At 60.4% G+C, this 25,754-nt stretch carries 16 protein-coding genes and 1 pseudogene; 5 read left to right on the top strand and 12 right to left on the bottom strand.

The window, feature by feature from the left end:
• Window positions 1–58: 58 nt before the first annotated feature.
• Entirely contained in the window at window positions 59–1,213 is a 1,155-nt protein-coding gene (locus tag KTAU_RS15590) for a lipid II:glycine glycyltransferase FemX (RefSeq protein WP_151729260.1), read from the top strand.
• A gap of 261 nt (window positions 1,214–1,474) precedes the next feature.
• Here the strand turns inward: KTAU_RS15590 and KTAU_RS15585 are convergent, their stop codons facing one another.
• Window positions 1,475–5,386, bottom strand: coding sequence for a tetratricopeptide repeat protein (locus tag KTAU_RS15585; protein WP_151729259.1), 3,912 nt, complete (start codon window positions 5,384–5,386; stop codon window positions 1,475–1,477).
• Between the two features lie 438 nt (window positions 5,387–5,824).
• Here KTAU_RS15585 and KTAU_RS15580 point away from each other — a divergent pair, with 438 nt between their 5' ends.
• Together KTAU_RS15580 and KTAU_RS15575 are read left to right on the top strand one after the other, a co-directional pair.
• Window positions 5,825–7,033, top strand: coding sequence for an MFS transporter (locus tag KTAU_RS15580; RefSeq protein ID WP_170293335.1), 1,209 nt, complete (start codon window positions 5,825–5,827; stop codon window positions 7,031–7,033).
• A gap of 160 nt (window positions 7,034–7,193) precedes the next feature.
• A complete protein-coding gene (locus KTAU_RS15575) occupies window positions 7,194–8,033 on the top strand; it encodes a bifunctional 5,10-methylenetetrahydrofolate dehydrogenase/5,10-methenyltetrahydrofolate cyclohydrolase (RefSeq protein WP_151729257.1) in 840 nt (279 codons plus the stop codon).
• A gap of 296 nt (window positions 8,034–8,329) precedes the next feature.
• Here KTAU_RS15575 and KTAU_RS15570 read toward each other — a convergent pair whose 3' ends face one another.
• Window positions 8,330–9,214 (bottom strand): 4-hydroxy-3-methylbut-2-enyl diphosphate reductase, encoded by an 885-nt coding sequence (locus tag KTAU_RS15570; RefSeq protein ID WP_151729256.1) that lies wholly within the window; start codon window positions 9,212–9,214, stop codon window positions 8,330–8,332.
• A gap of 120 nt (window positions 9,215–9,334) precedes the next feature.
• Window positions 9,335–9,748: a glutamyl-tRNA reductase gene (locus KTAU_RS15565; RefSeq protein ID WP_151729255.1), complete on the bottom strand. Its 414-nt coding sequence runs from the start codon at window positions 9,746–9,748 to the stop codon at window positions 9,335–9,337.
• A gap of 378 nt (window positions 9,749–10,126) precedes the next feature.
• Here KTAU_RS15565 and KTAU_RS15560 point away from each other — a divergent pair, with 378 nt between their 5' ends.
• Together KTAU_RS15560 and cysS are read left to right on the top strand one after the other, a co-directional pair.
• Window positions 10,127–10,921 carry a TatD family hydrolase gene (locus tag KTAU_RS15560; RefSeq protein ID WP_228026493.1) on the top strand — a complete coding sequence of 265 codons (795 nt, stop codon included), beginning with the start codon at window positions 10,127–10,129 and terminating at the stop codon, window positions 10,919–10,921.
• Window positions 10,908–12,104: a cysteine--tRNA ligase gene (gene cysS, locus KTAU_RS15555; protein WP_151729254.1), complete on the top strand. Its 1,197-nt coding sequence runs from the start codon at window positions 10,908–10,910 to the stop codon at window positions 12,102–12,104. The genes KTAU_RS15560 and cysS overlap by 14 nt, the downstream gene beginning before the upstream one ends.
• A gap of 182 nt (window positions 12,105–12,286) precedes the next feature.
• Here the strand turns inward: cysS and KTAU_RS15550 are convergent, their stop codons facing one another.
• From KTAU_RS15550 to KTAU_RS15510, 9 genes and pseudogenes are all read right to left on the bottom strand, one after another.
• Window positions 12,287–13,933, bottom strand: coding sequence for an ABC transporter ATP-binding protein (locus KTAU_RS15550; protein WP_151729253.1), 1,647 nt, complete (start codon window positions 13,931–13,933; stop codon window positions 12,287–12,289).
• 35 nt (window positions 13,934–13,968) lie between these two features.
• Complete coding sequence (locus KTAU_RS15545) at window positions 13,969–14,919, bottom strand: ABC transporter permease (protein WP_228026492.1); 951 nt, start codon at window positions 14,917–14,919, stop codon at window positions 13,969–13,971.
• A gap of 3 nt (window positions 14,920–14,922) precedes the next feature.
• Entirely contained in the window at window positions 14,923–16,314 is a 1,392-nt protein-coding gene (locus KTAU_RS15540; protein WP_151729252.1) for an ABC transporter permease, read from the bottom strand.
• A gap of 388 nt (window positions 16,315–16,702) precedes the next feature.
• Window positions 16,703–17,788 (bottom strand): BMP family lipoprotein, encoded by a 1,086-nt coding sequence (locus KTAU_RS15535; RefSeq protein WP_151729251.1) that lies wholly within the window; start codon window positions 17,786–17,788, stop codon window positions 16,703–16,705.
• Between the two features lie 541 nt (window positions 17,789–18,329).
• Window positions 18,330–20,525, bottom strand: a complete 2,196-nt coding sequence (locus KTAU_RS15530) for a LabA-like NYN domain-containing protein (protein ID WP_151729250.1) — start codon at window positions 20,523–20,525, stop codon at window positions 18,330–18,332.
• A 1,009-nt stretch (window positions 20,526–21,534) separates the two neighbouring features.
• A pseudogene (locus KTAU_RS22460) lies at window positions 21,535–22,033 on the bottom strand (CDP-alcohol phosphatidyltransferase family protein); the annotation flags it as partial.
• Window positions 22,034–22,316: 283 nt separating this feature from the next.
• The gene (locus tag KTAU_RS15520) at window positions 22,317–23,486 is read right to left on the bottom strand and encodes a glycosyltransferase family 4 protein (RefSeq protein WP_151729248.1); all 1,170 of its coding nucleotides are present in this window, start codon (window positions 23,484–23,486) and stop codon (window positions 22,317–22,319) included.
• A gap of 160 nt (window positions 23,487–23,646) precedes the next feature.
• Window positions 23,647–24,468, bottom strand: a complete 822-nt coding sequence (locus tag KTAU_RS15515) for a PHP domain-containing protein (protein WP_151729247.1) — start codon at window positions 24,466–24,468, stop codon at window positions 23,647–23,649.
• Between the two features lie 88 nt (window positions 24,469–24,556).
• Window positions 24,557–25,534, bottom strand: coding sequence for a lysophospholipid acyltransferase family protein (locus KTAU_RS15510; RefSeq protein ID WP_151729246.1), 978 nt, complete (start codon window positions 25,532–25,534; stop codon window positions 24,557–24,559).
• Window positions 25,535–25,754 lie beyond the last annotated feature (220 nt).

Raw genomic sequence — 25,754 nt, 5'->3', positions numbered from 1 at the left:
TGATAAAGCGAGAGATAATGAACATTGGTTGCACCTGTCCATCTCTGAGGGAAAATTTATGGAAGCGCGCCTTATTAGCAACCGGCAGCAGTGGAACGACTTTGTAGCTGCCTCGGTTTGCTGCAATATTACCCAGTCCTATGAGTGGGGGCAGCTGGCCCCTCATCTTGGAGCCGAAGCTCTGTATACCGGAGTTGTCGACGATCGGGGACAGCTCTGCGCCGCCATGCTCGTCCTTGTCTCGCGCCTGCCGGTGCTGGGAACCTATTTTTACGCTCCGCGTGGGCCGGTCATTGACGATCCCAGCTCACCGGCCCTGGGCCAGCTTCTGGATTTTGTGCGCCGCGAGGCCCGGCGGCGTGGCGCCTTCATGCTCAAGGTAGAGCCGAGCGTGCCCGACGGCGATGAGAGCTGGCTGGCCGCCTTGCGCAGGCACGGTTTCCGCCGCACGCCCTACGCCATGCACATCCGTCACGAGTGGGTGTTGGACATCCGCCCCGACGAGCAGACCTTGCTGGCCAACATGAAAGAGAAGTGGCGCTATAACATTCGCCTGGCCACCCGCAAGGGAGTCAGTGTACGCAGGGGCGAAGGGCCAGCAGACCTGGATACCTTTTACCGCCTCTACCGCATCACCAGCGAGCGTGATCACTTCTTCATTCATGAGAAGGCTCACTACGAGGACGTCATGCGCCTCTACAGCGAAGGCGACCGTGCTGCACTCTTCCTGGCCGAATACGAAGGGCAAGCTATCGCTGGTCTACTCGCCTTGCGCTTTGGTCGCTGGAGCTGGTACATGTACGGAGCTTCCTCAAACGAACATCGCAATCGCATGCCCAATCACCTGCTCCAATGGACGGCCATCCGTTGGGCCAAAGAGCATGGTTGCTGGTATTACAACTTCCGTGGCATTCCCGACGTCCTCGAGGAAGGGCAAGAGCTATGGGGAGTCTACATTTTCAAGCAAGGCTTCGGCGGCTATCCTCTGCGCTTCCTGGAGACCCATGACCTGGCCTACAAGCCCCTCGTCTATCAGGCTTACCGTCGTCTACTGGACCTGAAGCGCTGGCGTGATCAGCAGCAGCGGAGCCGCTTGCAGCGTCAGCCCGAAGCCCAGCCAGCAGTGGGAAGGGAACGGCCAGCCCAGGCGCAGCGATCAGCTGATGCCCACCAGGCCGAGGTGGCTCTGCCTGGTGCCTCTCAGCAGGGCTAGAGAGGGCATCTCTTAGCGGGTCTTTTGAGATCTGGCCCAGCAAAAGCCAAAAGAGGGGATCGGCCCTACGGTCCTGCCGATCCCCATTTTCTTGAGTGCTGCTTTAGCTCATCAGAGCGAGCTGCCTGTCTCTCTCCCGCTGTAGAGGAGAGGTCAGCTCTGGTGTCTTGATCTCCCCCACGATCCGAGCGAGTCAGGATAAGTCTCCCCCTTATCCCAGCGCGAGTGATCTGAGCCATGCCAGAAGAGGCCTGGCTCAGGCTACTGACCAGAGCGCAGCGCCTGCAAAGCGGCCAGGCGCTCGCGGGCAATGGTGCTATCGGGCTTCACGCGTGCCAGGTTCTTATACACGCGGCTCGCCTGCTCATACTCGCCGACTGACTGATAGGTCTGGCCGAGCATATCGTAGGCTTCGTAGTTATGGCGATCGATGGCAATCAACTGCTGCAGAGCAGCCACAGCCTCCTTGACCTGATGGGTCTCGAAGTAGTAGCGAGCCACCACCGTCTGATACTCGGTGGCCTCGCGTGTGCGACCGATGCGCCAGCAAAAAGCCACGACCTCGCGCAAGAGGCTCATATCGTTAGGAGCGAGGTCGACAGCGCGGCGATAGCAGGTCAGAGCCTCCTCATTATTGCCCATTTCGGCGTAGATATCGGCAATGCGGCGCATAGCTTCAGAGGCTTCACCGCGCTGATTACGGCGTTCATAGATATCGGCCAGCAGGCGCAGTTCGGCAATGCCCTCCTCAAGCTGACCGCGATTAATATAGATTTCAGCCAGCTCGGCATGGGCGCGAGGGTCCTGGGGGGCCAGGCGCACCATCTCATTGAGCACATTGAGAGCGTTATCGCCCTGGCGTTTACTGAGATAGTAGCGAGCCAGCTCAGCGTACTCCTGGAGGGCGCTATCGATATCGCCCTGACGGGCCGAGATCTCGGCCAGAGCTGAAGCCACTTCATCCTGATAGGTGGTCATCTGCTTAATGCGGCGGAGCACCGCCTGCATCTGCTCCTCCTTGCCCGCGCGGCGGTAGGCCTTGGCCAGCAAGAGAGAGATTTCCACCTCGGGGGCCTGATGCTCCTCGTCATCCTCGCGAGGGCGAGCGGCCCAGATGGTCGGGTCCATAGCGGCTGGTGAGCGGCGGACCAACTGCAGGGCCTGCTCCAATTGCTGAATAGCCTCCTCGGGTTTCCCCTGGGAGAGCAAGCAATGGGCCATACTCACACGGGCCAGGACCTCTACCGCACTATCGCGCGTTGCCTGCTGATAGGAAGCCACGGCGCGATCGAAGTAGCCGGCCTGCTGGTGGATCTGGCCGAGCGAGAAATGGAGATCCGCGTTCCCCGGCTGCAATTCGAGGGCCTGCGTATACTCGCGTGCCACCACCTCATAATGACGCTGGCCCTGACCGCGCAATTGCCAGCGAATGCGGGTCAGCAGTTCCAGAGCCGAGGCGCGCCCCGAGGGGGCGGCCCCTGTAATCATCAGGAGATGCCAGCGAACCAGGGCCACGATATTACGCGGGTCGACCTGCAGCACGCGCTGGTACTCAGAGGCTGCCTGCTGAGAGCGACCGAGCTTTTGGAGAGCCAGAGCATAGTTCAAGCGAGTAGGCACACTTGTTGGGCTTTCCTGCAGCGCCTGCTCCAACTCACTGAGAGCACGATCCATGTAACCCAGGCGCAGATACGCCTCGGCGGCTTGAGTCCGCTCGCGTAGCAGATCCTCCTTGTTTCCGTGTGAGGAGAGCAGATTGATCAGGCGCATGCGATAGGTCAGATTATTCGGCTCCAGCTGCAGGATACGCCGATAGGTAGCGATCGCGTCGTCGATGCGTCCATTGGCGATATAGGTATCGACCAGGATGGCATATTTCGTGATCGCCTGCTCGATGCGGCCCTGGCGCACATAGATCTCGCAGAGTACTTGATGGACATCCAGATACTGGGGAGCAATCTCGATGACCTTCAAGCACTCATCGATGGCAGGATTCAGCAAGCCATGCTCGATGTAGCGCTGGATGTCCTGCATCGAGCGCACCACCTGCATACGGATGCCTTCGGGCAGCGAAGCCGTGCTGGCGAGCACGGCGCCAGCCACCTGCTGTAACGACTCATCACGGGCCGTATTACCGGCGATTTTACTCAGCAGCTCCTCAACATTATCCCTGGTAGAAGATGGAGGGGTCGGAGAAGCCGGGCTGAGCTGCTCCAGCGTCAAGGGGGCGGGAGCCGGAGCGGCGGCAACGGGCGGAGCCGCTGGTGGTGCCGGCACCTGGCCCTGAGCAGGGAATGGGTCTGGAGCCGGAGCCGGGACAGGAGCCGGAGCTGGCGGAGCCGCCGGGGCCGGGGGCTGGAGCTCCACCTGTCGGGTTGGGCTATCGGTCAGCCAGGAAGCCGACGAAGCCGGGGCCGGTGGATTAGGAGCCGTAGGCGACTGGGGCGGAGCTGCCGGAGTCGCTGGCTGCGGCGCGGGGGCAGCCGGAGCCGCGGCTGGAGCCGGCTGTGCTGGCGCAGGCTCATTGAGAATACCCGTCAGCCAGTCAGGTAACTCGCCGGCGGCAGACGCGGCAGAGGGTGCCGGCGCTGGAGCAGGAGCTGCTGGAGCCGCGGCTGGGGCCGGCGCAACAGGAGCGGCGGGAGGCTGAGGAGCCGCGGCTGGGCCGGGGCCGGGCACCGAGAACATCATGGTCGCCGCATCCTGGATGGATGGGGGCGCCGGCTGCTCAGGTGGCAGTCCTGGGGGAGCCTGCAGCTGTTGCTGTTGCAAGGAAGGTGGCGGCGTACTGGGCTGAGGAGAAGAAGGCGCACTCTGCATCTGCTTCAAGAGCAGCTCCACCTGAGCGACTTTGTCGCTCCAGCCACGGCTGCGCAGGAAGCCAAGCAGCGCGTTGTAGATTGTCAGGGCCTGCTCCTGCTCACCGAGCAAGCGATGGGCCTCTGCCGCTTCCTGACAGAGCTGGACCAGCTGATCTGCCTCCTCAATCGTCAGGGCATCGAGATTGACGCGGTCGACAGCCTCATCGAAATGGACGGTGGCCGTGCGCAGATCGCCGCGCGCGCGATAGCATTGTCCCAGGGCGTAGTAGCAAGAAAGCGCGTATTCAGGGTCATTGAGCAGCATCTGGAACTGGCGAATCGCGTCATCCCAACGCTTCTGCTCCTGATAAAGCCAGCCCAGAAAATAGCGAGCATCGGGACGATCGAAGCCGCTTTCGAGGATCTGCTCACAGAGATCGATGGCATCGTTGTAGCGACCCTGGGCCTGGAAAGCCTGCGCCTGACGCAAAATGCCCGTAACCTGGCTTGCCGTGATCCGTCTCTGCGGAGCTGCTCCTCCGCCAGCGGGGCCTGCAGGGGCGAGAGCCTGCCCCGGGTTCCCCATGCCGCCGAAATTGCCCGCGCTACCCATGTTACCCATGATGCCAGTATTACCTCCGCTTATGTTGCCCGGTGCGGCAGGGCCGGCGACCGGGCTACCAGTGAAAGAAGCCTCCTGACCTGCGTATCCATCCTCACCGGAGGGCGCGCCCGCCAGGGCCTCGCCGGCCAGCGAGCCTGCTGAGCCTGCGGGCCGCTGCGGCAGACCAGCGATCTGCTCCAGAAGCGACCGCGCCTCAGCGTTGGAGACATCGACACGCAGGACCTCTTCACATTGAGCGCGGGCTGCTGCCAGGTCATTTCGGAGCAGATAGCCCCTGGCGGCAGCCAGGCGCTCCTGTATCATCAACGACAGATCTTTCTTCTCTGCGTAGTAGTTTGCGAGCCGCTCGTGAGGTTCAGGGCTAGCAGGCGAGAACTGAAGCGCCTTCTGCCAGGCGGCCTCCGCCCGTGCTCCCTGGCCAGCTTGGGCGTAAAGATCAGCAAGCTGCAGATAGGCATTGTAAGCCTCCTCGCGCCTGCTCAACCAGCCATACAACTCGGCGACTTTGCTTAGCACAATGATATCATGAGGCTTGCGCTTCAGCAGATACTCATATTCATCCAGCGCCTGCTGCCACTGCTTGGTCTGCATATAGCAGAAGCCCAGGCCCTCATGCGCCGCTGTGTCGTCTGGGAACTCTGCCAGCGCCCGCTGATACTCGCGGGCTGCCTCCGTCCACTTGCTATCCCAACGGTAGCGGTCGGCGGCATCCATTGCTGTCTCGAAAACCTGTCTGTTCCCAGGCATGTGGGCTTCGCTTTCTTCCTTCTCTCTTCTCTACTCAGAATGGGCACCTGCCAACAAGTTCACCTTCATTTTGTCACTAGGTTACTACAATCCTGCATTGAAGCTCTCTTTTTGGTACTAAAGTACTTAGCCCTCCTCTCCCAGCCTCCGGCCCGGCTCACTGCTCATCTCCCCCTCCTCTCCCATACAAAAACAGGCCGCTTTCTATAAAAAGAGCAGATAATACTGCTAGCTTGTTACAGATAATAGCATATATTTGCATTTTATAGTATACTGAATAGTAGCAAGAAAATTCTAGCTACGAAGAATGCCTCACAGGAGCAACGGCGAAGGCCGACAGCGGTGCTGCACATCTGCGCTTGCCGCGCCCTACCAGCAAAGCCAGATCGCACGGCGCCCGCTTGTTGCCCGGAGCCAGACATGAAAGAAGGAGGTCTCATGCTCTTCACACGGGCCTTCTCGGGCCGCTCCTCCCTCTCACCTCTGCGCTTGACACTTTTTAGCATCACCCTGTTAGAGGAAATGCTCTCGGGCATTCCCACTATTGGCTTACCCCTCCTGCGCCACCAGGTACCGATGACCTATACGCAGATCGGCCTGCTTTTTACACTGGGGGCGGCGATGTCAATGGTGTTGGAGCCTTTGAGCAACGTGCTGAGTGACCTGGGGAAGTCGAAGAAGATCTGGGTCATTGGCGGCCTGCTGGTGCTCTCTGGCTCGTTCGTGCTGGCCGGCCTGGCCCGCTCGTTCGCCGTTATTCTGTTAGCGTTCGCCTTGCTTTATCCCTCTAACGATATCGCCCTGGGAGCGGCGCAGTCTTCGCTGATCGATGAGAATCCCCACCGCAGTACGCGTACGATGCTGCGTCTGGCCTTCATCGGCAATTTGGGTGATTTTCTGACCCCGCTGACGGTGACTATTATTGCGCTGCTGGCTCTGGGTTGGGCCAGTCTCTGCTGGCTGGCCGCGGCAATCTGGTTGGTGGTGGCCTTGTTTTCCTGCGCCCTGCGCTTCCCCCAGGTGGAGCGCAGCGAGGGGCGGCGCTCGCGTCTGGGTCTCCTGGCGGAGGGCTTTGTGGCGGCGCTGCGTAATCCTCTCCTGCTCGGCTGGGTCGTGATCGCCACGTTGCCCGTGATGCTTGACGAAGTCTATCGTTCATTCGTTTCACTCTATCTACAAGACACACTCCATTTATCTGACGATATGGTAGAGAGTCTGATTACATTTGAGAGCGCTTCCGGATTCGCTGGTCTGGTGATCTGTGAGCTGCTGCTGGCACTGGGACTGACAGTGCGCCAGGTCCTGGCTGGCTCAGCGCTGGTGGCCCTGATCGGAATGACAGCCTTGCTGCTGACGCATTCGTTCTGGCTGGCCGGTCTGCTGCTCTGCGTGGTGGGGGCCAGCTCGATCTCCTGGTTCCCGCTGGCCCGGGCCCAGGTCTATGAGCGCTTGCCGGGCCGCTCGGGCACGGGTCGAGCCTTGCTGAGCCTGGGCACACCTTTCTCTGTGGTCTTGCCCAGTATTGTAGGGCTCATCGCCGGTCGCCTGGGCATTACGGCAGGTGTGGCCTTCCTGGAGCTGGCGCCGCTTGGCATTCTCTTGCTGCTCCTGGTGCAGCGGGCAGAGCCGCGGGCGACGCTGGCCTGAAAGCGCCTTCCTCGCTCCCTTTCTCCTTCTCGACCATGCTTACTGGTCGTCGTTCTATCCTGGGCGCCGGACCACAGGGTAGAACGACGCAGCGCCGCATTCTCGGCTATGGTATGATGGACGCCAGGAGATTTCGCCTGTGGAGGAAGGAGGCTTCTTGATGTCTGCTACGATCTTCGACAGCCGCCCCCTGGCGGCACGCATGATGGCTGAGTTACAGCAGGAGGCAGCCGAGTTTCGCAAGCAGCACCGCCGCTCGGCGCGCCTGGCGCAAATTATCATTGGCCGTGATCCCGCCGCTGAGGTCTACAGCCGCCAGTTGGTCCGCTCCTGCCGCCACATTGGTCTGAGCTGCGTGACGCTGGCCTACCCATTCGAGGTAGATGAGGAGGAGATCCGCTCAGAGGTCGCCACGCTGAGCGAGGCCCCAACGACTGACGGGATCGTGCTACTGTTGCCTTTGCCGGACCATATTCGCCAGCGCGTGGTGACCGAGGTCCTGCGCCCCGAAAAGGATGTTGATGGCCTCGGGCCACGCAATGCCGGCAATCTCCTGCTCGGCTTTCCTAGCTTTATCCCCTCGACCGCTGATGTGGTGCTAACGGTGCTGCGCGAGGCTGGCATCCGCGTGGCCGGTCAGCATGCGGTCATCGTGGGTCGGAGCAATATCGGGGGGAAGCCGATCGCGCTGACGCTGATGCGTGAGGATGCTACGGTCACCATCTGCCACTCACAGACCCGCGACCTGGCTGAGATTACCCGCAGCGCGGATATTTTGGTAGTCAGCGCGGGCAAGCCAGGGCTGATCACCGGCGAGATGGTGAAGCCAGGGGCGGTGGTGCTGGACGCCGGCATTACCACGGTTGATGGGAAGGTGGTGGGCGACGTCGATCGCGAGAGCGTAGCCCGCGTGGCCTCATTTCTGACCCCAGTACCCGGTGGTCTTGGCCCTCTAACCCACCTGACGCTGATTCGCCATACGCTGCTTGGACCCCAGTGAAGCATGTCGCAGAGGAGGGAGCAAAGAGCAAGATGTCGCCTCCAGGACTGGCCGGCGGCGACTGGTCCGGGCCTGAGCCTCGTCGTTGAGGCCCGGACCTGGTCTTGTGCGGGGAGGACAAGACAGAGCGCAAAGGCGGCCTGGCGGTTGCCCCTCGAGCAGCGACTCAGCGCCGGCGCGAGAGCCGAGGCGAGAGGAGATGCTTCTTCCAAGCGAGGACAGGGGCCGGCAGCCCGTTTCACTCACTCAGCCTCATATGAGCCACACCCAAGGCAGACCAGGGCAGCTCTGCCGCGCTAGGGCTCTGGCTCGTATTGCTCAAGAAAACGGATCACTTCGCGCGTGATCTGACTGGGGGTCGAGGCTCCAGCTGTCACCGCGACGCGCCTCTTGCCTTTGAGCCATTCCGGTTTCAGCTCGGAGAGATCTTCGATGCGGACGGCAGGAACGCCGGCTAGCTCTTCTGAGACTTGCACAAGACGGTTGGTGTTGTTACTTCGGGGATCACCTACCACGATCGTAAGATCGGCCCCCTTCGCCTGCCGCACCACTGCCTCTTGTCTGAGCTGTGTGGCAGCACAGATGTCAATGTAGACCTTGACCTGGGGATAACGGGCCTTGATGTAGTCGATGATGCGCTGCGTGTCCCATTGCGAGAGCGTGGTCTGTGTCGAGATGGCCAGTTTCTTTTCCTGCTCGGGCGTGAGCTGCAGTGCATCGACGTCGGCCTCGCTCTCGATGAGGCTGATATGGCCCGGGACCTCTCCCATGACTCCCTCGGGCTCAGGGTGTCCTTTCTTGCCAATGTAGAGAATATAGTAGCCTTCCGCTACCAGCTCGCGCACCAGATCATGGGTCTTGGTCACATCAGGACAGGTAGCATCAATACAGTAGAGGCCGCGCTCACGTGCTCGCTCCTTGACCAGGGGCGAGACGCCATGCGCGGTAAAGATCACTGTTCCTTCTTTGACCTGCTCAAGGATCGCCGCACGGTTCGGCCCATCGAGGGTAATGATGCCGAGGGCGGTCAGCTCTTCAATGGCATGACGATTGTGAACGATCTGGCCAATGATATGGATTGGACGGGGCAGCATTGGATCTTTGGCAGCCCGACGAGCAATCTGCAAAGCGTCAACGACGCCATAGCAGTAGCCGCGGGGAGAGATCTTGATCACTTCCATAACGTCCTCATTCGTTCCCTGCACCTGGGAGCAGGCAGATGACAGCTTTCTCAACAGAAGAGCGGCCAGCTAGGACCTCAAGACAAGACTTTCTGTGGCCATTCTTATGGTACCATAGAATCAGCTCGCTTTAGCACAGCTGTTGCGGAGAATACGCTGGAGGTCGGCAGGGGTATAGAGGCAGACAAAGGGCAACAGGCCGACCATTTCTTCAACGGAAGGACTACGCGCTAGATCCAAAATGATTAAGGGAACCTGGCGACTGCCGCACCCCTGGGCAATGGCCGCCGCGGAAATAAGCGGCGTGGCAGGTGCTGCCGCCGGGATGCTGATAAGCAACTGTACTTGCGGCAGTAGCCTGTCCAGTTGATTTGCACTCTCTTCCTCATAGATAGACTGCATACCAGCTTGCTTCAGCAATTGCACAAAGGGCCGCCGTAGCTCCTCCGGTCCAATCAGCAGGGCGGAACGACCGTGCAAGCCACCCAGGCACGCATCAGCAATTGATACAACCTGTGGCGCGAGATTCTGCATGCGATTCTCTCTCCTCCAGAAACATCCTCTTGATCGCGAGTGCCAGATGCCATGCTCTGACAGCATGGCTCAAGATGTTCCTGCTTATCGTAGCGTATGGCAAAGTGCCAGGCATCAGGTAATCACCTGATTTTGCCTGGGGCCTCCCTGTGTATTTTTTTATAGGGTTCTGACCTGGCCTGACCTGAAGGCGGCCCAGCCCGCTGAAAACTCAGCCCGAGCTGGGACGCGTGTGCCCGGCCCGCCTACCATCACCGCCGTGTTGTTGACATCCATTTCAGCGATAGACTATACTAAAGAAAGCTCTTGAACAGACAAAGAACAAGCCAGCGTTGACCCTTCTTTTTTTTGCGTGTCTTCCTGTTCACAGAGGAAAGGATGCAGCGGTTGCTTGTTGATAGCCACGCCCATGTCGATGCTCCCCGTTTTCAGAAAGATCGCGATGCGGTGCTGCGCGCCGCATTCGCAGGGGGGATCGGCTGCATTGTTGATCCCGGCTGCGATCTGGAGTCGAGCCGTGCGGCACTAGCTCTGGCCCAGAGCTATCGGGGTCAGATCTTCGCCGCCGTTGGCGTGCATCCTCACGAGGCCACCTCTTACAACGAGGAGGTAGAGGCTCAACTGCGCAGTCTGGCAGGCGCGCCCGAGGTGGTGGCCATTGGCGAATTTGGGCTTGATTACTTTCGCATGCTTTCACCACGTGATGTGCAGAGGGCGGTCTTCTGTGCCCACCTGGAGCTTGCGCGCAGCTGCAACCTCCCCTGTATTATCCACGTGCGCGATGCTCACGAAGATGTGATTGAGCTGCTGCGTGCTCATGGCCGGGGGCTGCGTGGGGTCTTCCACTGCTTCTCGGGCGATGTAGCCCAGGCTGAGGAATGCCTTTCCTTCGAGGGCTTCATGCTCTCCTTCGCTGGCCCTTTGACCCGCCCGGGCAACGCCCTGCCCGCGGTCGCCAGCATGGTTCCCCTCGATCGCGTGCTGGTCGAGACCGATAGTCCCTATCTTGTCCCTTTGCCCCTGCGCGCCAGACGCAACGAGCCGCTCTTCGTGAAGCATGTGGCCCAGAAGCTAGCCGAGATCCGGGGCCTGACGCTGGACGAAATCGCTCAGATCACTACAGCGAACGCCACGCGCCTGTTCGGTCTTGGAGAACGCCATGAAGCTGTTTAATACGCTCACCCAGCGAGTGGAGACGTTTGTACCTCTCGAAGGGAACAATGTGCGTATCTACGTGTGTGGGGTGACTCCCTACGATACTACCCACCTGGGTCATGCCTTCACCTACGCTTCTTTCGATACGCTCATTCGCTATCTGGAATTCCGTGGTTACTCTGTGCGCTATGTGCAGAATGTCACGGACATCGATGACGATATTTTGCGCAAGGCGCGCGAACTGGGTGTGCCCTGGGACGAGCTGGGCAGGCGCGAGACCGAGAGGTTTCTGCGCGATATGGATGCGCTCAATGTCCGCCGCCCGACTTTCTACGTGCGCGCAACCGATGAGATTCCACACATTATCGAGATAGTGCAGCAACTGATCGAGCGCGGCTATGCCTACGTGAGCGATGGCTGCGTCTACTACGATGTGCGTCATGATCCCGACTTCGGTGTTCTGGGGCGCGCCATCGGCCTCAACGACTACAACGCCATGCTAGCGGTGGCCAACGAGCGCGGCAATTATCCTGATGACCGGCGCAAACGCGATCCACTGGATTTTGTTCTCTGGCAGGCACAGGCTCCCGGTGAGCCTGCCTGGCCCAGCCCCTGGGGACCGGGACGCCCGGGGTGGCATATTGAATGCAGTGCGATGGCACTCCACTACCTGGGGGAGCAGCTCGATATCCACGGCGGCGGGGCCGATCTGGCTTTCCCTCACCATACTTGCGAGATCGCCCAATCTGAGCACTACACGGGCAAGGCGCCTTTCGTCCGCTATTGGCTGCACACCGGCATGGTCTACCAGCAGGGAGAGAAGATGAGCAAGTCGCTGGGCAACCTGACCCTGGTCAGCGACCTGCTGAAGCAGTATAGCGCCAATGCGATCCGCCTCCTGCTGCTGAATCACCATTATCGCCAGCCCTGGGAATGCTTCCCTGCCGATCTGCAGCTGGCTAGCCGGCAAGCAGCCCTTTTCGAGGAGGTGGCTGCCCTGGCCGCTGGCTGCCCGGCGGAGACCACGGAGAGCAGCAGCGAGCTGCGCGCTCACTTCGAGTCCCTCTTAGATGATGACCTGAAGACGCCCGAGGCGGTGCAGCTACTACAGGAGACCGGGCAGGCCGCGCTGGCCAGCCACGATGTCTGCCTCGCCAGCGACGTTGCTCGTCTCTTGCGCGTGCTGGGCCTGCGCTACTAGGTCCTGTCCGCAGCCTCTCATCTCAGGCAGACCACGAGGAGGAGGTAGCCAGACCCTGGAACCGGCGCGGCAGAGCGGAGAAGCCTGCCCGCTCAGGTTAGACGGGATCGAGATCACAGCCAGGAGACACGGTCAAGAGCGGCGGGTCTTCCAGTTGAGCCGCGGCCTCTTTCCTGTTCCGCTCATGCTCCCAAGTCACCCGTCGTCTGCGCCTCTTCCTCTCGTGAGGCTCCCGACGGGCGCCCGCCTGTCATGAGCAGTCCCAGCTCCTCCTCGCTGGCCTCCGGCGTGACGATATCAACAATCCTCCCCTCGTACATTACAGCGATACGATCGGATAGCGAGCGGATCTCGTCCAGCTCGGCGGAGACGAGCAAGATGGCTTTACCAGCGTCACGCTGCTCAACCAGACGTCGATGAATAAACTCGATGGCGCCAATATCGACGCCACGTGTTGGCTGGGCCGCGATCAGCAGCTGTGGATCAGCGGCGAATTCGCGCGCCACAATTACTTTCTGCTGGTTACCGCCGGAGAGAGCGCGCACCGGCAGCCTGGTGCTCGGTGTGCGAACATCGAATTCACGCACCAGGCGTCGCGCCCACAGAGCAACCTCGCCTAGACGCAGGATGAAGCGCGCCCAGGCAAAGCGCGGCCAGCGCTCGCGTCCCAGGATAGTGTTGCTTTCAATAGTATCGCTGAGCACCAAACCACTGCCGCGCCGGTCCTCGGGAATGTGCGCCACCCCAACGAGACGCACCTCGCGCGCATTCATGCTGGTAATGTCGTAGGTTTTGCCAATCTGCTGACCGCTCGCATGGGTAACGGTAACGCGGCCCGCCGTGGCACGGCGCATCCCGCTCAGGACCTCGACCAGCTCGCTTTGGCCGTTGCCTTCCACGCCAGCGATACCCAGGATCTCGCCAGCATGCACCTCAAAGCTGACCCCCTGCAGCGCTTCCAGCCCCCGATCGGAGCTGGCATGCAGATTCTCCACGCGCAGCACCACTGGCCCTGGCCGCGCTGGACGTTTCTCAACGCGCAGAAGAACCTCGCGTCCTACCATCAGACGTGCAATCTCCGCCTGATTCGCCTCGCGAGTCACCAGCTCGCCGACGTTGCGCCCGCGACGCAGAACCGTCACCCGATCAGTGAGGTCGAGCACCTCACGCAGCTTATGAGTAATGAATATGACCGTTTTCCCCTGACGAGAAAGAGCGCGTAGCACATCGAACAGCTCATAAGTCTCCTGGGGCGTCAGCACACCGGTTGGCTCATCCAGAATGAGGATGTCAGCGGCCCGGTAGAGGGCTTTGAGAATCTCTACGCGTTGTTGCAGGCCAACAGAGAGCTTTTCGATGCGGGTATCGGGATCAATAGGCAGGCCATAACGAGCACTGAGCTGGAGCACCAGCTCACGGGCACGCCGTCGATCATAGACGGCCAAAGGACCACCCGGCTCCTGGCCCAGCACAATGTTCTCAGCCACCGTCAGCGGGGGAATGAGCATGAAATGCTGATGCACCATGCCGATATGGAGGCGAATAGCATCGCGGGGGCCGCTAATATGAACACGCTCACCGTTGATATAGATCTCCCCGCTATCGGGGCGCACCAGCCCGTAGAGAATGTTCATGAGGGTTGTCTTGCCAGCCCCATTCTCTCCGACCAGAGCATGAATCTCGCCTCGCCGGACGCGCAAGTTCACGTGATCGTTCGCCACCACGCCGGGCCAGGCTTTGCAGATATCGCGCATCTCCACTGCATAGGGTGAGGCAGCCAGGTCTGGACTTGCTGCCTGAGCGAGAGGCGCCTTGTCCTGTTCGTGCATGCTTCCTTGACCTCCTCGGGCGCTTGTGATGCCTGCTATTCGGCACTGCCCGGCTCGTAGGGCACGCCATCGGCAGCCGGAGCTACAGTGCGCCCGACCAGTCCGATCAGAGCAATAATGGTGAGAATGTAGGGCAACGTTGCCAGCAAATTGGAATCAATGCCCGTATCCTGCAGGCGTACGCTTAAGGCCAGGCCCAGGCCAAAAATCAGACAGGCCCCGGCGGCCCCCAGCGGCGTGTATTTCCCAAAGACCACCGCCGCCAGCGCAATGAAGCCACGCCCGGCAGTCATATTGGAATTAAAAGTGCCAGCCACGCCCAAGGCCAGGAAAGCCCCTGCCAGTCCCGAGAGCAGGCCGCTGGCGACAACACAGGCATAACGGATCAGACGTACGGAGACGCCGGCAGTGTCTGCGGCCTGCGGATGCTCTCCCACAGCCCGGATACGCAGGCCCAGATTCGTTCTGAATAGCAGGAACTGCAGACCGACCAGGATGACGATCGTCACGTAGAACACGACATTCTGCTGAAAGAGCACCTGACCAAGAAAGGGGAGCTGCGCCAGCGGCCCCCAGTTCAGCACGGGAAGGCGCAAATTAGAGGCGAGAGTGGGGATGCCCTGGCCACCGGTCTGCACAATATTGAGGTAGTTGGTCAGTCCCAGAGCGGCGACATTGATAGCAATACCACTGATAATCTGGTCGGCCTTGAGATGAATTGAGACTACACCGTGCACCAGAGCCAGCAAGCCGCCAGCAACGATGGCAGCCAGCAGCCCGACGAGGACACTATGGCTGGCCAGGGTGACCACCACCCCAACGTAGCAGCCGATCAACATCATGCCCTCCATCGCAATGTTCACCACGCCGCTGCGCTCCGAGATGACGCCACCCAGAGCTGGCAGCAACAGGAGAGCGGCAAACTGCAGAGAAGCCTGCCAGAGATCGCCAGAGGTAATTACCCGTAAAAAGATAGGCCAGAACACGCTTCACGCCTCCCCATTCTGCTGATGTTGACGCTCCTGAGCCGGAGTCTGAGCCTGTCCCTGCCCATCAGCCAGGGCGGCTCTCCCGGTCCCGGGCAGCAGCGGATCATTCATTGTTGGAGCCTCCGCCCCATTGGTTGGCTCCTGGTCCAGGTCGATCACGCCACCGGCGAGCGCAGCCACCACCGTCGGTCGACGTGCCGCCGAGAAGCGCTTAACGATAGTCTGCTGGATTACCGGGAGGAACTGGACAGCGATACTAAAGAGGACCAGCGCTTCGATAATATAGACCAGGTCGCCAGGGACATTGGCCTTCAACTGCATCAGAGAGCCACCCTGGCGCATACCTCCAAAGAGCAAGGCCCCCAGAAAGATGCCGATGGCGGTCATACGTCCCAGCAAGGCCACACCAATTGCATCGAAGCCAGTGGTATCATTACGGAATACCTGGCCGATAACCTCGTAAGGATACTGTCCCATCAGCTGCAGTGTCCCTCCCAGGCCGGCAAAGAGACCAGCCAGCGCCATCACCAGCACCACATTGCGCTTCACCGAGATCCCGGCATACTGAGCGGCACGAGGATTTTCCCCCACCACACGCGTCTCGTATCCGAAGGTCGTGCGTGTCATCAGGAACCAGTAGGCTACCAGAGCCACGAGCGCGAAGAGGAAACTAATGTCCACAATGTACTGCTCAGGCTGACTAATGGTGGGAAGGAAATGGCCAAGCGTCTGATTGTAGAGTACCGAGAGTTTCGGGAGATGCGTCTGCGGGGGCATAGAGAGCGTCTGATCAGCCTGGCCGGGGGCTTGCAGTGGACCCGAAACCAGCCAGTCACTGACATAGAAAATAATCCAGTTGAGCATGATCGTCGTCACCACTTCATGAGCGCCGCGCCAGGCTTTGAGCAGACCGACGATCCCTCCCCAGACCGCACCGGCCAAAGCCCCAGTCACGATCATCAGCGGCACCAGCAGCCAGCCAGGCCATGTCGAGCACTTGAGGCCGACGATCGCCGCCAGAATGGTTCCGGCAGCAAACTGGCCCTCGGCCCCGATATTAAAGAGGCGGGCCCGATAGGCAATGGCCACCGAGAGGCCCGTAAAAATGAGGGGGGTGACATTGACCAGCGAGAATGAGAGATTGGCGGCGTTGCCAAAGGCTCCCACGAAGAGGTAGCCGTAGGCCAGCAAGGAGGCATTGAAACGGTCGACGAGCGAGCCGGAAGCGGTAATCATGATTACAATCACGCCGGCGACCAGCGCCAGGAGCAGGGCTAGCAGCGGACGCCCTAGCCCGGCGCCAACCCTGCGCAGCCAGAGCAGCCAGGCGGTTGACCTGGTCTCCAACGCCGGGGGAGTAGGTGAGCGCGGTTGAGCAGTCTGCAAGGCCATAGAGCGAATCCTCCCAGATCAGCAGTCACCAGGCAGGAGGAAGAAGCGGCTAGCCTTCTGCCAGGCTCTGTGCTCGGTTACGACACATAAAAACTGACTTGTAATGATAGCATTGCCACAGGGCAGAGACAAGCAGCGTCTGAGGAAGACCAAAACCAGGCTGTGTGCCAGTAAGCCCTTGGCAGCCGGAGTGCAGCCACGATAGCTCACAACGGAGCAAGGCTAACAATGGAGCGGGGCTCCCGAGCGGAGCCGGTTGGATGGAGTCCATCGCAGCTCAGGGGCGAGGAGTGGAGCGGGAGTGGCCAACGGCGAGAGAAGAAAGGACCAGATCGAGCCGTTCGAGGGCGGCTCGATCTGGTCGTGCCCGGGCCACTCACGACGCAGGTCAGGAAGGAATCGTCTCAGGAACCACCAGCGTGCCGGCCCTGATCTGATCGGCGAACTGGTCAGCCTTGTTCTTCGCATCAGCGGGCACTACGCTGCTCAGCGTACCGTAGCCGACTCCATCATGGGCCAGATCAAAGCGCGGGGGATTGTTCGTGAACTTGCCATGAGCGTAATCACGGATCGTATCGTAGACGGCCACATCCACCTTCTTAAGGGCACTGGTAATGACGCTCTTCGGGTGGAGATAGTTCTGATCGGCATCAACGCCGATGCCAAAGACCCCTGCCTGATCGGCAGCATCGAGAGCACCCACGCCACAGCCACCGGCCACCTGGAAAATGATATCGGCATTGTGCTGATTGATCTGGCTGAGAGCAGCGTCCTTACACTTGTCGGTGGCAGCGAAATCCTGGGAATAATTAATCACCACCGTAATGCTCGGATCGACCTTTTGAGCGCAGAACTTGTAGCCAGCGATGTAGCGAGTGACAGGAGGAATGGGGAGTCCGCCGACGGCCCCAATCGTATTATGGCCGCGCAGCTGGGGGATCTTGGCCTTGCCGTCAACTTCCATCTGGGCGGCGATGGCCCCAACAAGACAGCCAGCCTCTTGTTCCTTAAAGAAGAGCGGAGCCACATTCGGCAGCGCCTCGCAATCCTGCTTACCCGCAGGAACGGCACAGCCATCGATGATAGCGAACTTCTTAGTGGGGAACTGATGGGCCACCTGGTCGACTGCGTTCTGCATCAGGAAGCCGACCGCGAAGACCAGGTCAGCGCTGCGAGCCGCCAGCGTCAAGTTCTTGACATAATCGGCCTGGTTTGTGGATTCGATCACCTGGCGCGTAAAATGGAACTCGTTCATGGCCTTGGTGTAGCCGACGTAGGCCAAGTGATTGAAGCCACGATCGTTCAAACCACCAATATCGGTGACGAGGGCCACCGAGATGGGCGTCTGAGCCGTAGGGGTGGTGGCGCCTCCGCCACCAGTGCTGCCTGTGTTGCTTCCCCCACAGGCAGCCAGCAGAATACTAAATAAGGTGAGCAGTGCCACGATGCGGGCTGATATGCCACCGTTTCGCATACGCGCGTTCCTTTCTTCTCTCCCCGGAGAACCTGGTGTGTCAGTAGAAAGGCTCTCTTCCTGTTATTGTAGTGGTGCTATACAAACAAATAAGACGCTCTGCTTCTGTCTTTGGCATCCCCAAAAGCAAGCTGCCGACCCACAGACAAGCAGAGCCTCAAGAAACCAGGACAGCACCGTCTGACTGTTCCGGTGGGATAGCACCCGGGCAAGGAACAGGCCTCGTAGCGGTTCCATGACAATTATACGCCGCTGGCTGGGGACATCTCACACACAGCAAGGTCCAGGCGCCGGGCCGCGGCAAGCAGGTTGAGGTTGTGCGCATGCTTAGTAGCCGATCCTCTTGTCTAAGCAGAGCGGAGAAGAGAAGAAAAGCGGCGAGGAGAGAGGATGGACAGCTGTAAGTCGTTCCTTCCCTTGCTCCTCGCCGCCTTGCTGGTGTGCTATGCTGTGCAAGTTAGCCGTAGTTGCAACGTTCTTCCAGAGGAAGCTGGCGGCCACAGCGGTGACCGCTCACCCAGTGCTTCCCGCAAAGGGATGTTCAGGCGCGGATCTCCTCCAGCACCGAGAGATTGATGAACAGGTCGCAGCTTTGGCGCAGGGTGGCCGACATTGCCTCGTCGAAGGCAGCCACCTCGACGCGCACGCCGTGATCCGAGCAGTAATCAAGCATCGGCATAAAATCGCTATCGCCGCTGACCAGCACAATACAGTCAACAGCCCGGCTTTCCACAAGCCGCACCACGTCCATACACAGATCTAGATCGAGATCAGCCTTCTTTGCACCGCTGGAGAACGTCTTATAGTTCTTCGTCGTAATGCGGTATCCCAGGCCCTTGACGGCCTGCAGGAACATCTGCTCATCGCCGGGCTGCGGGCTGGTCGGGCAGTAGGCATGGGCCCGCACCAGGCGGCGGTTGCCGCGCAGGAAGTCGAGCAGCTTGCCAAAGTCAATAGTCAGCCGCAGCGTACGCGCAGAGTAGAGCAGGTTGGCCACATCGACGAAGACTCCCACCCGCTCCGTCGAAGGCGGAGGGGGGATCGAGACCGACACATTGGTCGGCGACTGATGAGTGCGGCGCAGTTCGGCCACAATGCGGTCAGTTTGCGACTGGATAGCTTGCACGACCGTATTGGCGAACTGAGCCATCGGGTCATTCCCGCGATTATTCGGATAGACTACATTGTTCCGCTGCACATCGGAGCGTGAGGGGCGCACACCAGCTTCGCGCACAGCCACGCTGCCGCGTGCGGGCGAAGGTTCTGGCGCCATGAAAGGACCTCCGAACTCGTTGCCCAGATTCATCTGGTTCATAGTAGTGCCGGAGATAATATGGTAGAGTCCGGCAGGAGCTGTCGGCTGCGAGATCGATACCGACGCCGGCTGGGTCACGGGCGGCACAGTGACCGGAGAGACCGGCGTAGGCGGCGGAGCGATCGGGGGTGGCGTCGGCTCGCTGGCGGGCGCGGGCGCGGAGGCGGCTGCCGCCGACTTGGAACGACGGCGGCGGCGCCGGCGTGAGGTGGCCGCCTGAATCTCAGAGTACTCCAGGGGAGGCAGATCTTCAGGGGCAGGAACCTGGGTCTCCTGAGCCGCCGGCCTGGCGCCGTTGGCCGTCGGCTGCGCTGGCAATGCCACAGGGGCAGCCGGCTGCTCCTGTTCCTTTTCTTTCTCTTGTTGCCTGTTATCCTTGTTTTGCTGTTTTTCCCGCTGCTCCTCGACCGTCTGCTCGTTCAGCATCTCACGAGACGAGGGAGGATAAGCCTCTTCGGGGGGCTGGTTGGAAGCGGCAACCACCGGGGGCTGCTCAATCTCGGGCCGGCGCTCCTCCTGGACGGCAGAGGTGCCAGAAGCAGCGAGCTTCTCTCCCGTCTCGCGCTGCTGTTCAGGTGGCGTCGACTGCTGAGATGAATTCACCAGGAACATAGCGCTATTGACCGCTGTTGCTGGGCGATCGAAGCGATAGCGACGTGCGGGGCGGGTAACCTGTCCCTCCTCGCTGGCTGGTGTCGTGGTCTCAGTGCTGCCACTCTCGCCTGCCCCCGGGCTGGCAGAGGCAGGCTCGCCGCCAGCCTGAGTACTGGCGGCAGCGGCAGGCTGGCTCTCTTCCTCAGTGCTTTTCTCGCTCTCGGAGGGGAGGCGCTCCTCGACAAACGGCTCGCGCAGGCGCCCATAGCGGGGTAAACGAATGCGCGTAGCCGGGCGCAGCAGCGGCGAGGGCGGGCGTTCCGCTGGCTTCTCAGGTGCCGGTGGGGTCTGAGAAGTCTGGGATGTTTGGGCCGCTGACTGTGGGCCCTCCCCAGCCTTCGCCGAGCGCTCTTCGGCGGCAGGAGAGGCCGGCTCAGGCTGCTCCTGCGCAGCGCTGCCTTCTGCCCCTGGGGCGGCCTCGGTGGAAGGGGAAGGGGCCGGCGCCAGCGACTCAGCCTCCGTCTCACCAGCCGCAGGCGAGCTGGTCGTCATGCTGCCGCTCTCCACGAAGGAGAGGCGCCCGGGGATGGCCACCGTAGGGAGTGGCGAGAGCAGTCCAGAGGCCGACGACGTAGCAGAGGAACTGCTCTCATCTTCAGCAGGCGCAGTCAGATTGCCCAGGGTATTCAAGGTACTGAGGGCATCCAGAGCCTCGTGCACCGCTTCGAAGGTAGCGGCCTGGCGAGCTTCTTCAGCCTGACGGAACTCCTCAATGAACTCACTGAAGGGGCGAACATTCCCCTCGCTGAACGGCAGAAAGCCCTCCATGAGCGGGGAAGGCTCCTCATCCCGCGTCGCAAAGGCCTCCTGTGCAGGTGGTGTAGAGGGAGTGGAAAAGGCGGAAAGGGGTTCAGCGGGTGAGTAGGCAGTGACGCTTTCCTGGATGTGTTGGGAGGAAGCCCCCGTCTGAGACGGAAGCTCATAGCCAGGGGCCGCGTCCGCACTCTCCCGCGCAGGTGGTTGTTTCTGCCCTTCCACGGTACCCTCCGGCAGCTGCGCCCCGGGGGGCGCAGTAGGCTCTAGAGAAGCAGGAGTTGCTGCGTCTTCGGAGGCAAATGCTTCCTTTGCGACGGACACATCAACGTCGCTCTTCTCTGGCTGCGAATGTTCTCTTGTCACAAAAAGATCTCCAGTCTCACTAATTCGGGACCGGAGCGCAGGCGATCGTGTGGAGAGGTACTTGACGCACAGAACTGTCAGGGCGAATGGACGCCGTCATTGCTCGCCTATCGTCTGCTCTACCTCAACGGGTGCTCGGGAAAAGGCAAGACAACAAAGAGTAAGCATATAGGGTGCACGCCGTACTTTCACCGATCCGCGTTGCAAAGATGGGCGGATGCGCGCCGCCATCTATCCGCCCTGCCTGTCCTTCGCTTCTGGCGACAGGCACCTCACGCTACATACACGTCCGATCCCGATCTCCTCTACACCGTTCGCAAAGCTTGGATTCACTCTTGTTGCTGCATACCGCCACTGAGAGGCGGAACATGGCTGGGAACGGGGCGAGCGGGTGATTCTTGGGTCTCGCCGGCCCGGCCCCGGCCCCGGCCCAAGAACCGCGCGCGGCGCTCGCGATCGCGGTTGAGGCGGGCACTGCTCTTCTGATCACTGGCGAGCGTTGTGGGAGCAGGAGCCAGCTGAGGCGCGGGGCGCTCACGCTCCTGCCGGCGAGTGATGCGCCAAACGTAGAACATGCGCTCAAGGGCGGTCACCTGGGAGAAAACCGCCAGCAGAACCAGTGCCCAAATCTCAATGCCCGCAATCAGGCCAATGGCCAGAATGACGACACGTTCGGGGCGGGCAAGCAATCCTGTTTTACATTCCAGCCCCAGACCTTCGGCGCGCGCCTTAGTATAGCTAACCATCAGTGAGCCGACGACAGCGACAAACACCAGGACAATCATCCAGAGCTGCTCATGGCCAAAGGGCCAGAGCTGCTCATGGAGATCTGGACGCTGCAACACGTACCAGAGCAACCCAAAGAGAATGATGCTTTCCGAATAGCGGTCGAGAGTCGAGTCGAAGAAAGCGCCAAAGGTCGTAGCAGCCTGGCGAACGCGAGCCACGGCCCCATCGAACATGTCGAAAATGCCAGCAAACAACACCAGCAAACCGCCTGCCACCAGGTACCCCTGCGCAATCACCAGGGCTGTTAAGCCGCTAAGCAACAGCCCGACGAGCGTCAACATATTTGGAGTCACGCCAAGGTTGGCCAGCGGTCTGATAATGAAAGCCACCAGGAGTCGAACTTGCTGCTGGATGCGTCTGCTTAACATATCTTTATTGTACCATACCTGGCCCTCTTCGGACTAGCTCTTTTTTTTGCGGCGAGCCTGTCGCGGAGGGCCGCTCTCAATGATGTAGATACGCACTACCAGACGAAACGAAACGAGCAGCGATCCTGTCCCTGACCTTGCCTTTTGACAAAGGCCAGAGCGAAGCGAAGAGCACGAGAGAGGGCGACGCAGTGCAACCATCGCACAGCGCGGGTCATCCAGCGATGAGGAGCGTCGCCAATCAGCGAACAGTGCCGGCGCCGCAGAGGATCAGGCTAGAAGGCTAGACCGGCTCCCGCGCGCGCAGGGTATGGAGCAGCTGACGCTCCTCCAGCAGCTCCTGATAGTAATCCACCACGCGGCGGGCGATCCGCGGCCAGGCATATTGCTGGCTTGTTTGTAACCCAGCTTCAACCAGGCGGCGCCGCAACGGCTCATCTTCAAGCAGGCGGCAGATGGCCATGCTTAGCGCAAGGCTATCGCGAGGGGGTGCTAAGAGGCCATTGAGGCCATGTGTGATGACTGTGGCATAGCCCTCGATGTTGCTGGCCACCACGGGCACACCGGAGGCCATCGCCTCTAGCAAGACCACTCCCAGGCTCTCGCCGCCGATCGAGGGTGCGCAGAAGACGTGAGCGCTGGCGAAGTAACGTGGTAGTTCTTCCGCCGAGACGCGGCCTACAAAAACCACGTCCTGCCAGCCCTGCTTCTCAACAAAGCGTTCGAAACCGCGCTTCAATCCGCCTTCACCCACGAGAATAAACCGTGTGTCGGGATAGCGCTCGCGGATCGTGGGGATAGCGCGTAACAGGTACTTGGCGCCCTTGCGCTTCTCAAACCGCCCGACAAAGAGGATGTTCCGCTTCCCATCCATGAACCAGGGTAAAGGCTGGTTCCAGATGTTGAAACGCTCGAGATCGACCCCGTTCGGGATCAGGCGATAGTCCGCCGGAAAGTAGCGTGAGACAAACTGGTAGGCCGCCGGTGAAACGGCGATGCGCCCGGCCAGCCGGCGAAAGTAAGGGCGCAGGAAAGGATGTAGCGATGCATAGGCCAGATAGGGCGTGGAGGTGATCCTGGCAGCAGCAAAGGCGTGAAATGTTCCTATGTTGATTGCACGCGAGAAACGCAGCACAGTCAGCGGCAAACCGGGAATCAACGGCTCATGGAGGTGAATAATGTCAAAGCGCTCGTGCTGCAGTACAGAGCGCACGCGCCGTCCGAGATAGGGGTTCAGCGCCACACGCGCAATTGAACCATTAAAAGGAACGGGAGAAGCCCCGGCCATCTTATAGACTTGCTCCTCTGCCAGCCGCTCATCATCTCCCGAGACCGGGGCAAGGATGCGCACCTCCAGACCCATTTTGCGAAATTCATGCGCCAAATGGCGGACATGTTCACGCACTCCACCAGGATAGCTCCAGTCGTATGGAGTCACGAGACCTATTTTCACGAGTCGCTCCCTGCCTTACAATGTTGTAGAGACGCGACTATCCCCTGGACCTTACGCAAGCCCGGCCACGGTCCCCTCCTACTCAGCCAAAGGCGCCATACAACATTTTACCAGACTTTCGCAAGAGCTTGCCTCTTCCAAAAGGAAGACCCTGCGCACTTCACGCCGCAAAGACGCGACGGTTCCGCTGATTTCGCTTGTTAAAGTGATACTGAGCCAGCTGCAGATAATCGTACATCTGCCAGAGCTTTCCGCCAGGGGCCGTGGTCCCGGCCTGCAGCGATGCGCGCAGATCGTGGGCTGTCTTCCCCTCAAACCAGGTGCAGCCGCGCCCAATGGCGTTGAGCGTATGGGCATCGCTGTTGCCAACCTCGGGCAGGCGATAGACCCGGCGATTAGCGCGCATGGCGACCTGATTGGCATAGATGCCGCAGAAGCTGGCATTCCAGGTCTCGATACCGTCAAGTTGCACGCTATCTGAGCCGACCAGGCGATCAAGCACCTCACGCTGGCAGCTATGGCGGAAGAGGCGATGCAGGGGATGAGCGACAATAGCCAGGCCCCCTTGCTGATGGATCAGAGCGATACTCTCCTCCATACTCAGCCCGGGTGGAATGCGCTGCTCGATAAAGAGGGCCAGCAGGTGCCCCTCACGCGTACTGACCTCCTCGCCGACGATGTAGTCAAAGCGATAATGGCCCCTGGTCCACAGGTCGCGCGCACGTAGCGAGCCTTCAATGGAATCGTGATCGGTGATGGCGATCACGTCCAGGTCGCTAAAGCGCTCGGTGTAGGTCAGAATCTCCTCAATTGTAGCTGTACCATCGCTGTAGGTACTGTGAATATGGACATCGGCCCGACCCAGCTTTCCGGCCAGAGAGGCCTCGACAGCCGTCATTTGCCGATGACGGCCTAGCAAGCGCCTGGCCAGGCTGGCAGGTCGTAATTCCTCAGTCATCCTATTGCTCATATGTCTAGCCATACTACTCCTTCGGGATTGAGAAGGTGTGCTACTTGAGCGGAAGAGGAGCCGTGTGCGCTCCTCACCGCCACCCACTCAGCGGACGAACCTATTGGCAGCCGACCATGCCTTCTTCCTCCCCACTCTCCTCGGCCCCGATCTGGCGCCCTTGATCCTCTGCGCCCGCAGTAGCATGATCCAGCCAGACAGGAGCAAAGACAAGCCACTGCTCGGGATGGGCCCGGATGTAGCGTTCCATGACCTGCACGATTGAGCGCATGAGCGCCTCGGGATTCTGCTGCTCTTCTTCAGGAAGCGCCAGGGAAATCGGCGTAAATTCGCCCTGCATGCGCGTGCCCTCCAGGCGCCAGCCGAAGGCGCCAACGAGAGCCGCGCCTGTGCGCTGCGCCAACATGGCCGGCCCTCCCGGCAGGCGAGCCGTGGCGCCAAAGAAGGGCAGCTCGACACTCTGGCCCACCACGGCCCGGTCGGCGGTAATGAGCACCAGTTGATTCTGGCGCAGCGTGCGCAGAATCGCCCGCATGGCCGTGCCATTCCCTACGGGGAGATATTTGATGCCGTGGCTGCAGCGCAGGCTCAGCATCAGCTCGAGCATGCGTCGATCTTTGAGCTGCTCGACCGGAATCACCAGCTCGTAGCCTCTGGCAACCAGCCACTGGCTTAGATAGTCGAACGGGCCAAAGTGGGCGGAGACAATCAGCACGCCTTTGCCACGGGCCAGAGCGGCGGCCAGATGCTCCTCACCCCCGGGAATGATATTGCTGACTATCTCCTCGACGGGTACATAGGGCAAACAAAAGCCTTCGAGATAATTGCGTGCGTTGTTGATAAACATTCGGCGCACTGTGCGCCGGAGACGCCGGCGTCCAGGACGCGTAGCTTGTACCTCTGGCCCCAGCACGTGAAGCATATTGACGGTGGCCTGCCGACGCGCTTTGAAGGCAATCATCCAGGCAAGCCAGCCTAGTAGAACGCTGAGCGCAGGTAGCCAGCGACGCGGCAAGCGCGGAACAATGACAGCGGCAAGGCGAAATAGCAGATACATCGTCGTCGTTTTCTGGCTCAAGGAGCGCTTCTTTCATAAGATCGTGGCCTGTTGCCTTGCAGGACCTGACCCAACTTCCTGGCTGCCTGCAGTTGCCGAGAAGCGCCTGTCTCCTGAGAGTCACGCTGGCATCTGACCAGCCTGTTACCTGGGCTGGTGTGACGTTCTCTCTGCATTCCGTCGTCCCGTCTCTGGCGTAGGCGATCTCCGGCCCCACTACAGAAGCAGGACCTGGCAAGCC

This window comes from Thermogemmatispora aurantia (assembly GCF_008974285.1).
In the GTDB taxonomy this organism is placed as follows: Bacteria; Chloroflexota; Ktedonobacteria; order Ktedonobacterales; family Ktedonobacteraceae; genus Thermogemmatispora; species Thermogemmatispora aurantia.
The sequence above is the reverse complement of the archived record's forward strand: the minus strand, read 5'-3'. Positions and strand labels throughout refer to the sequence as shown.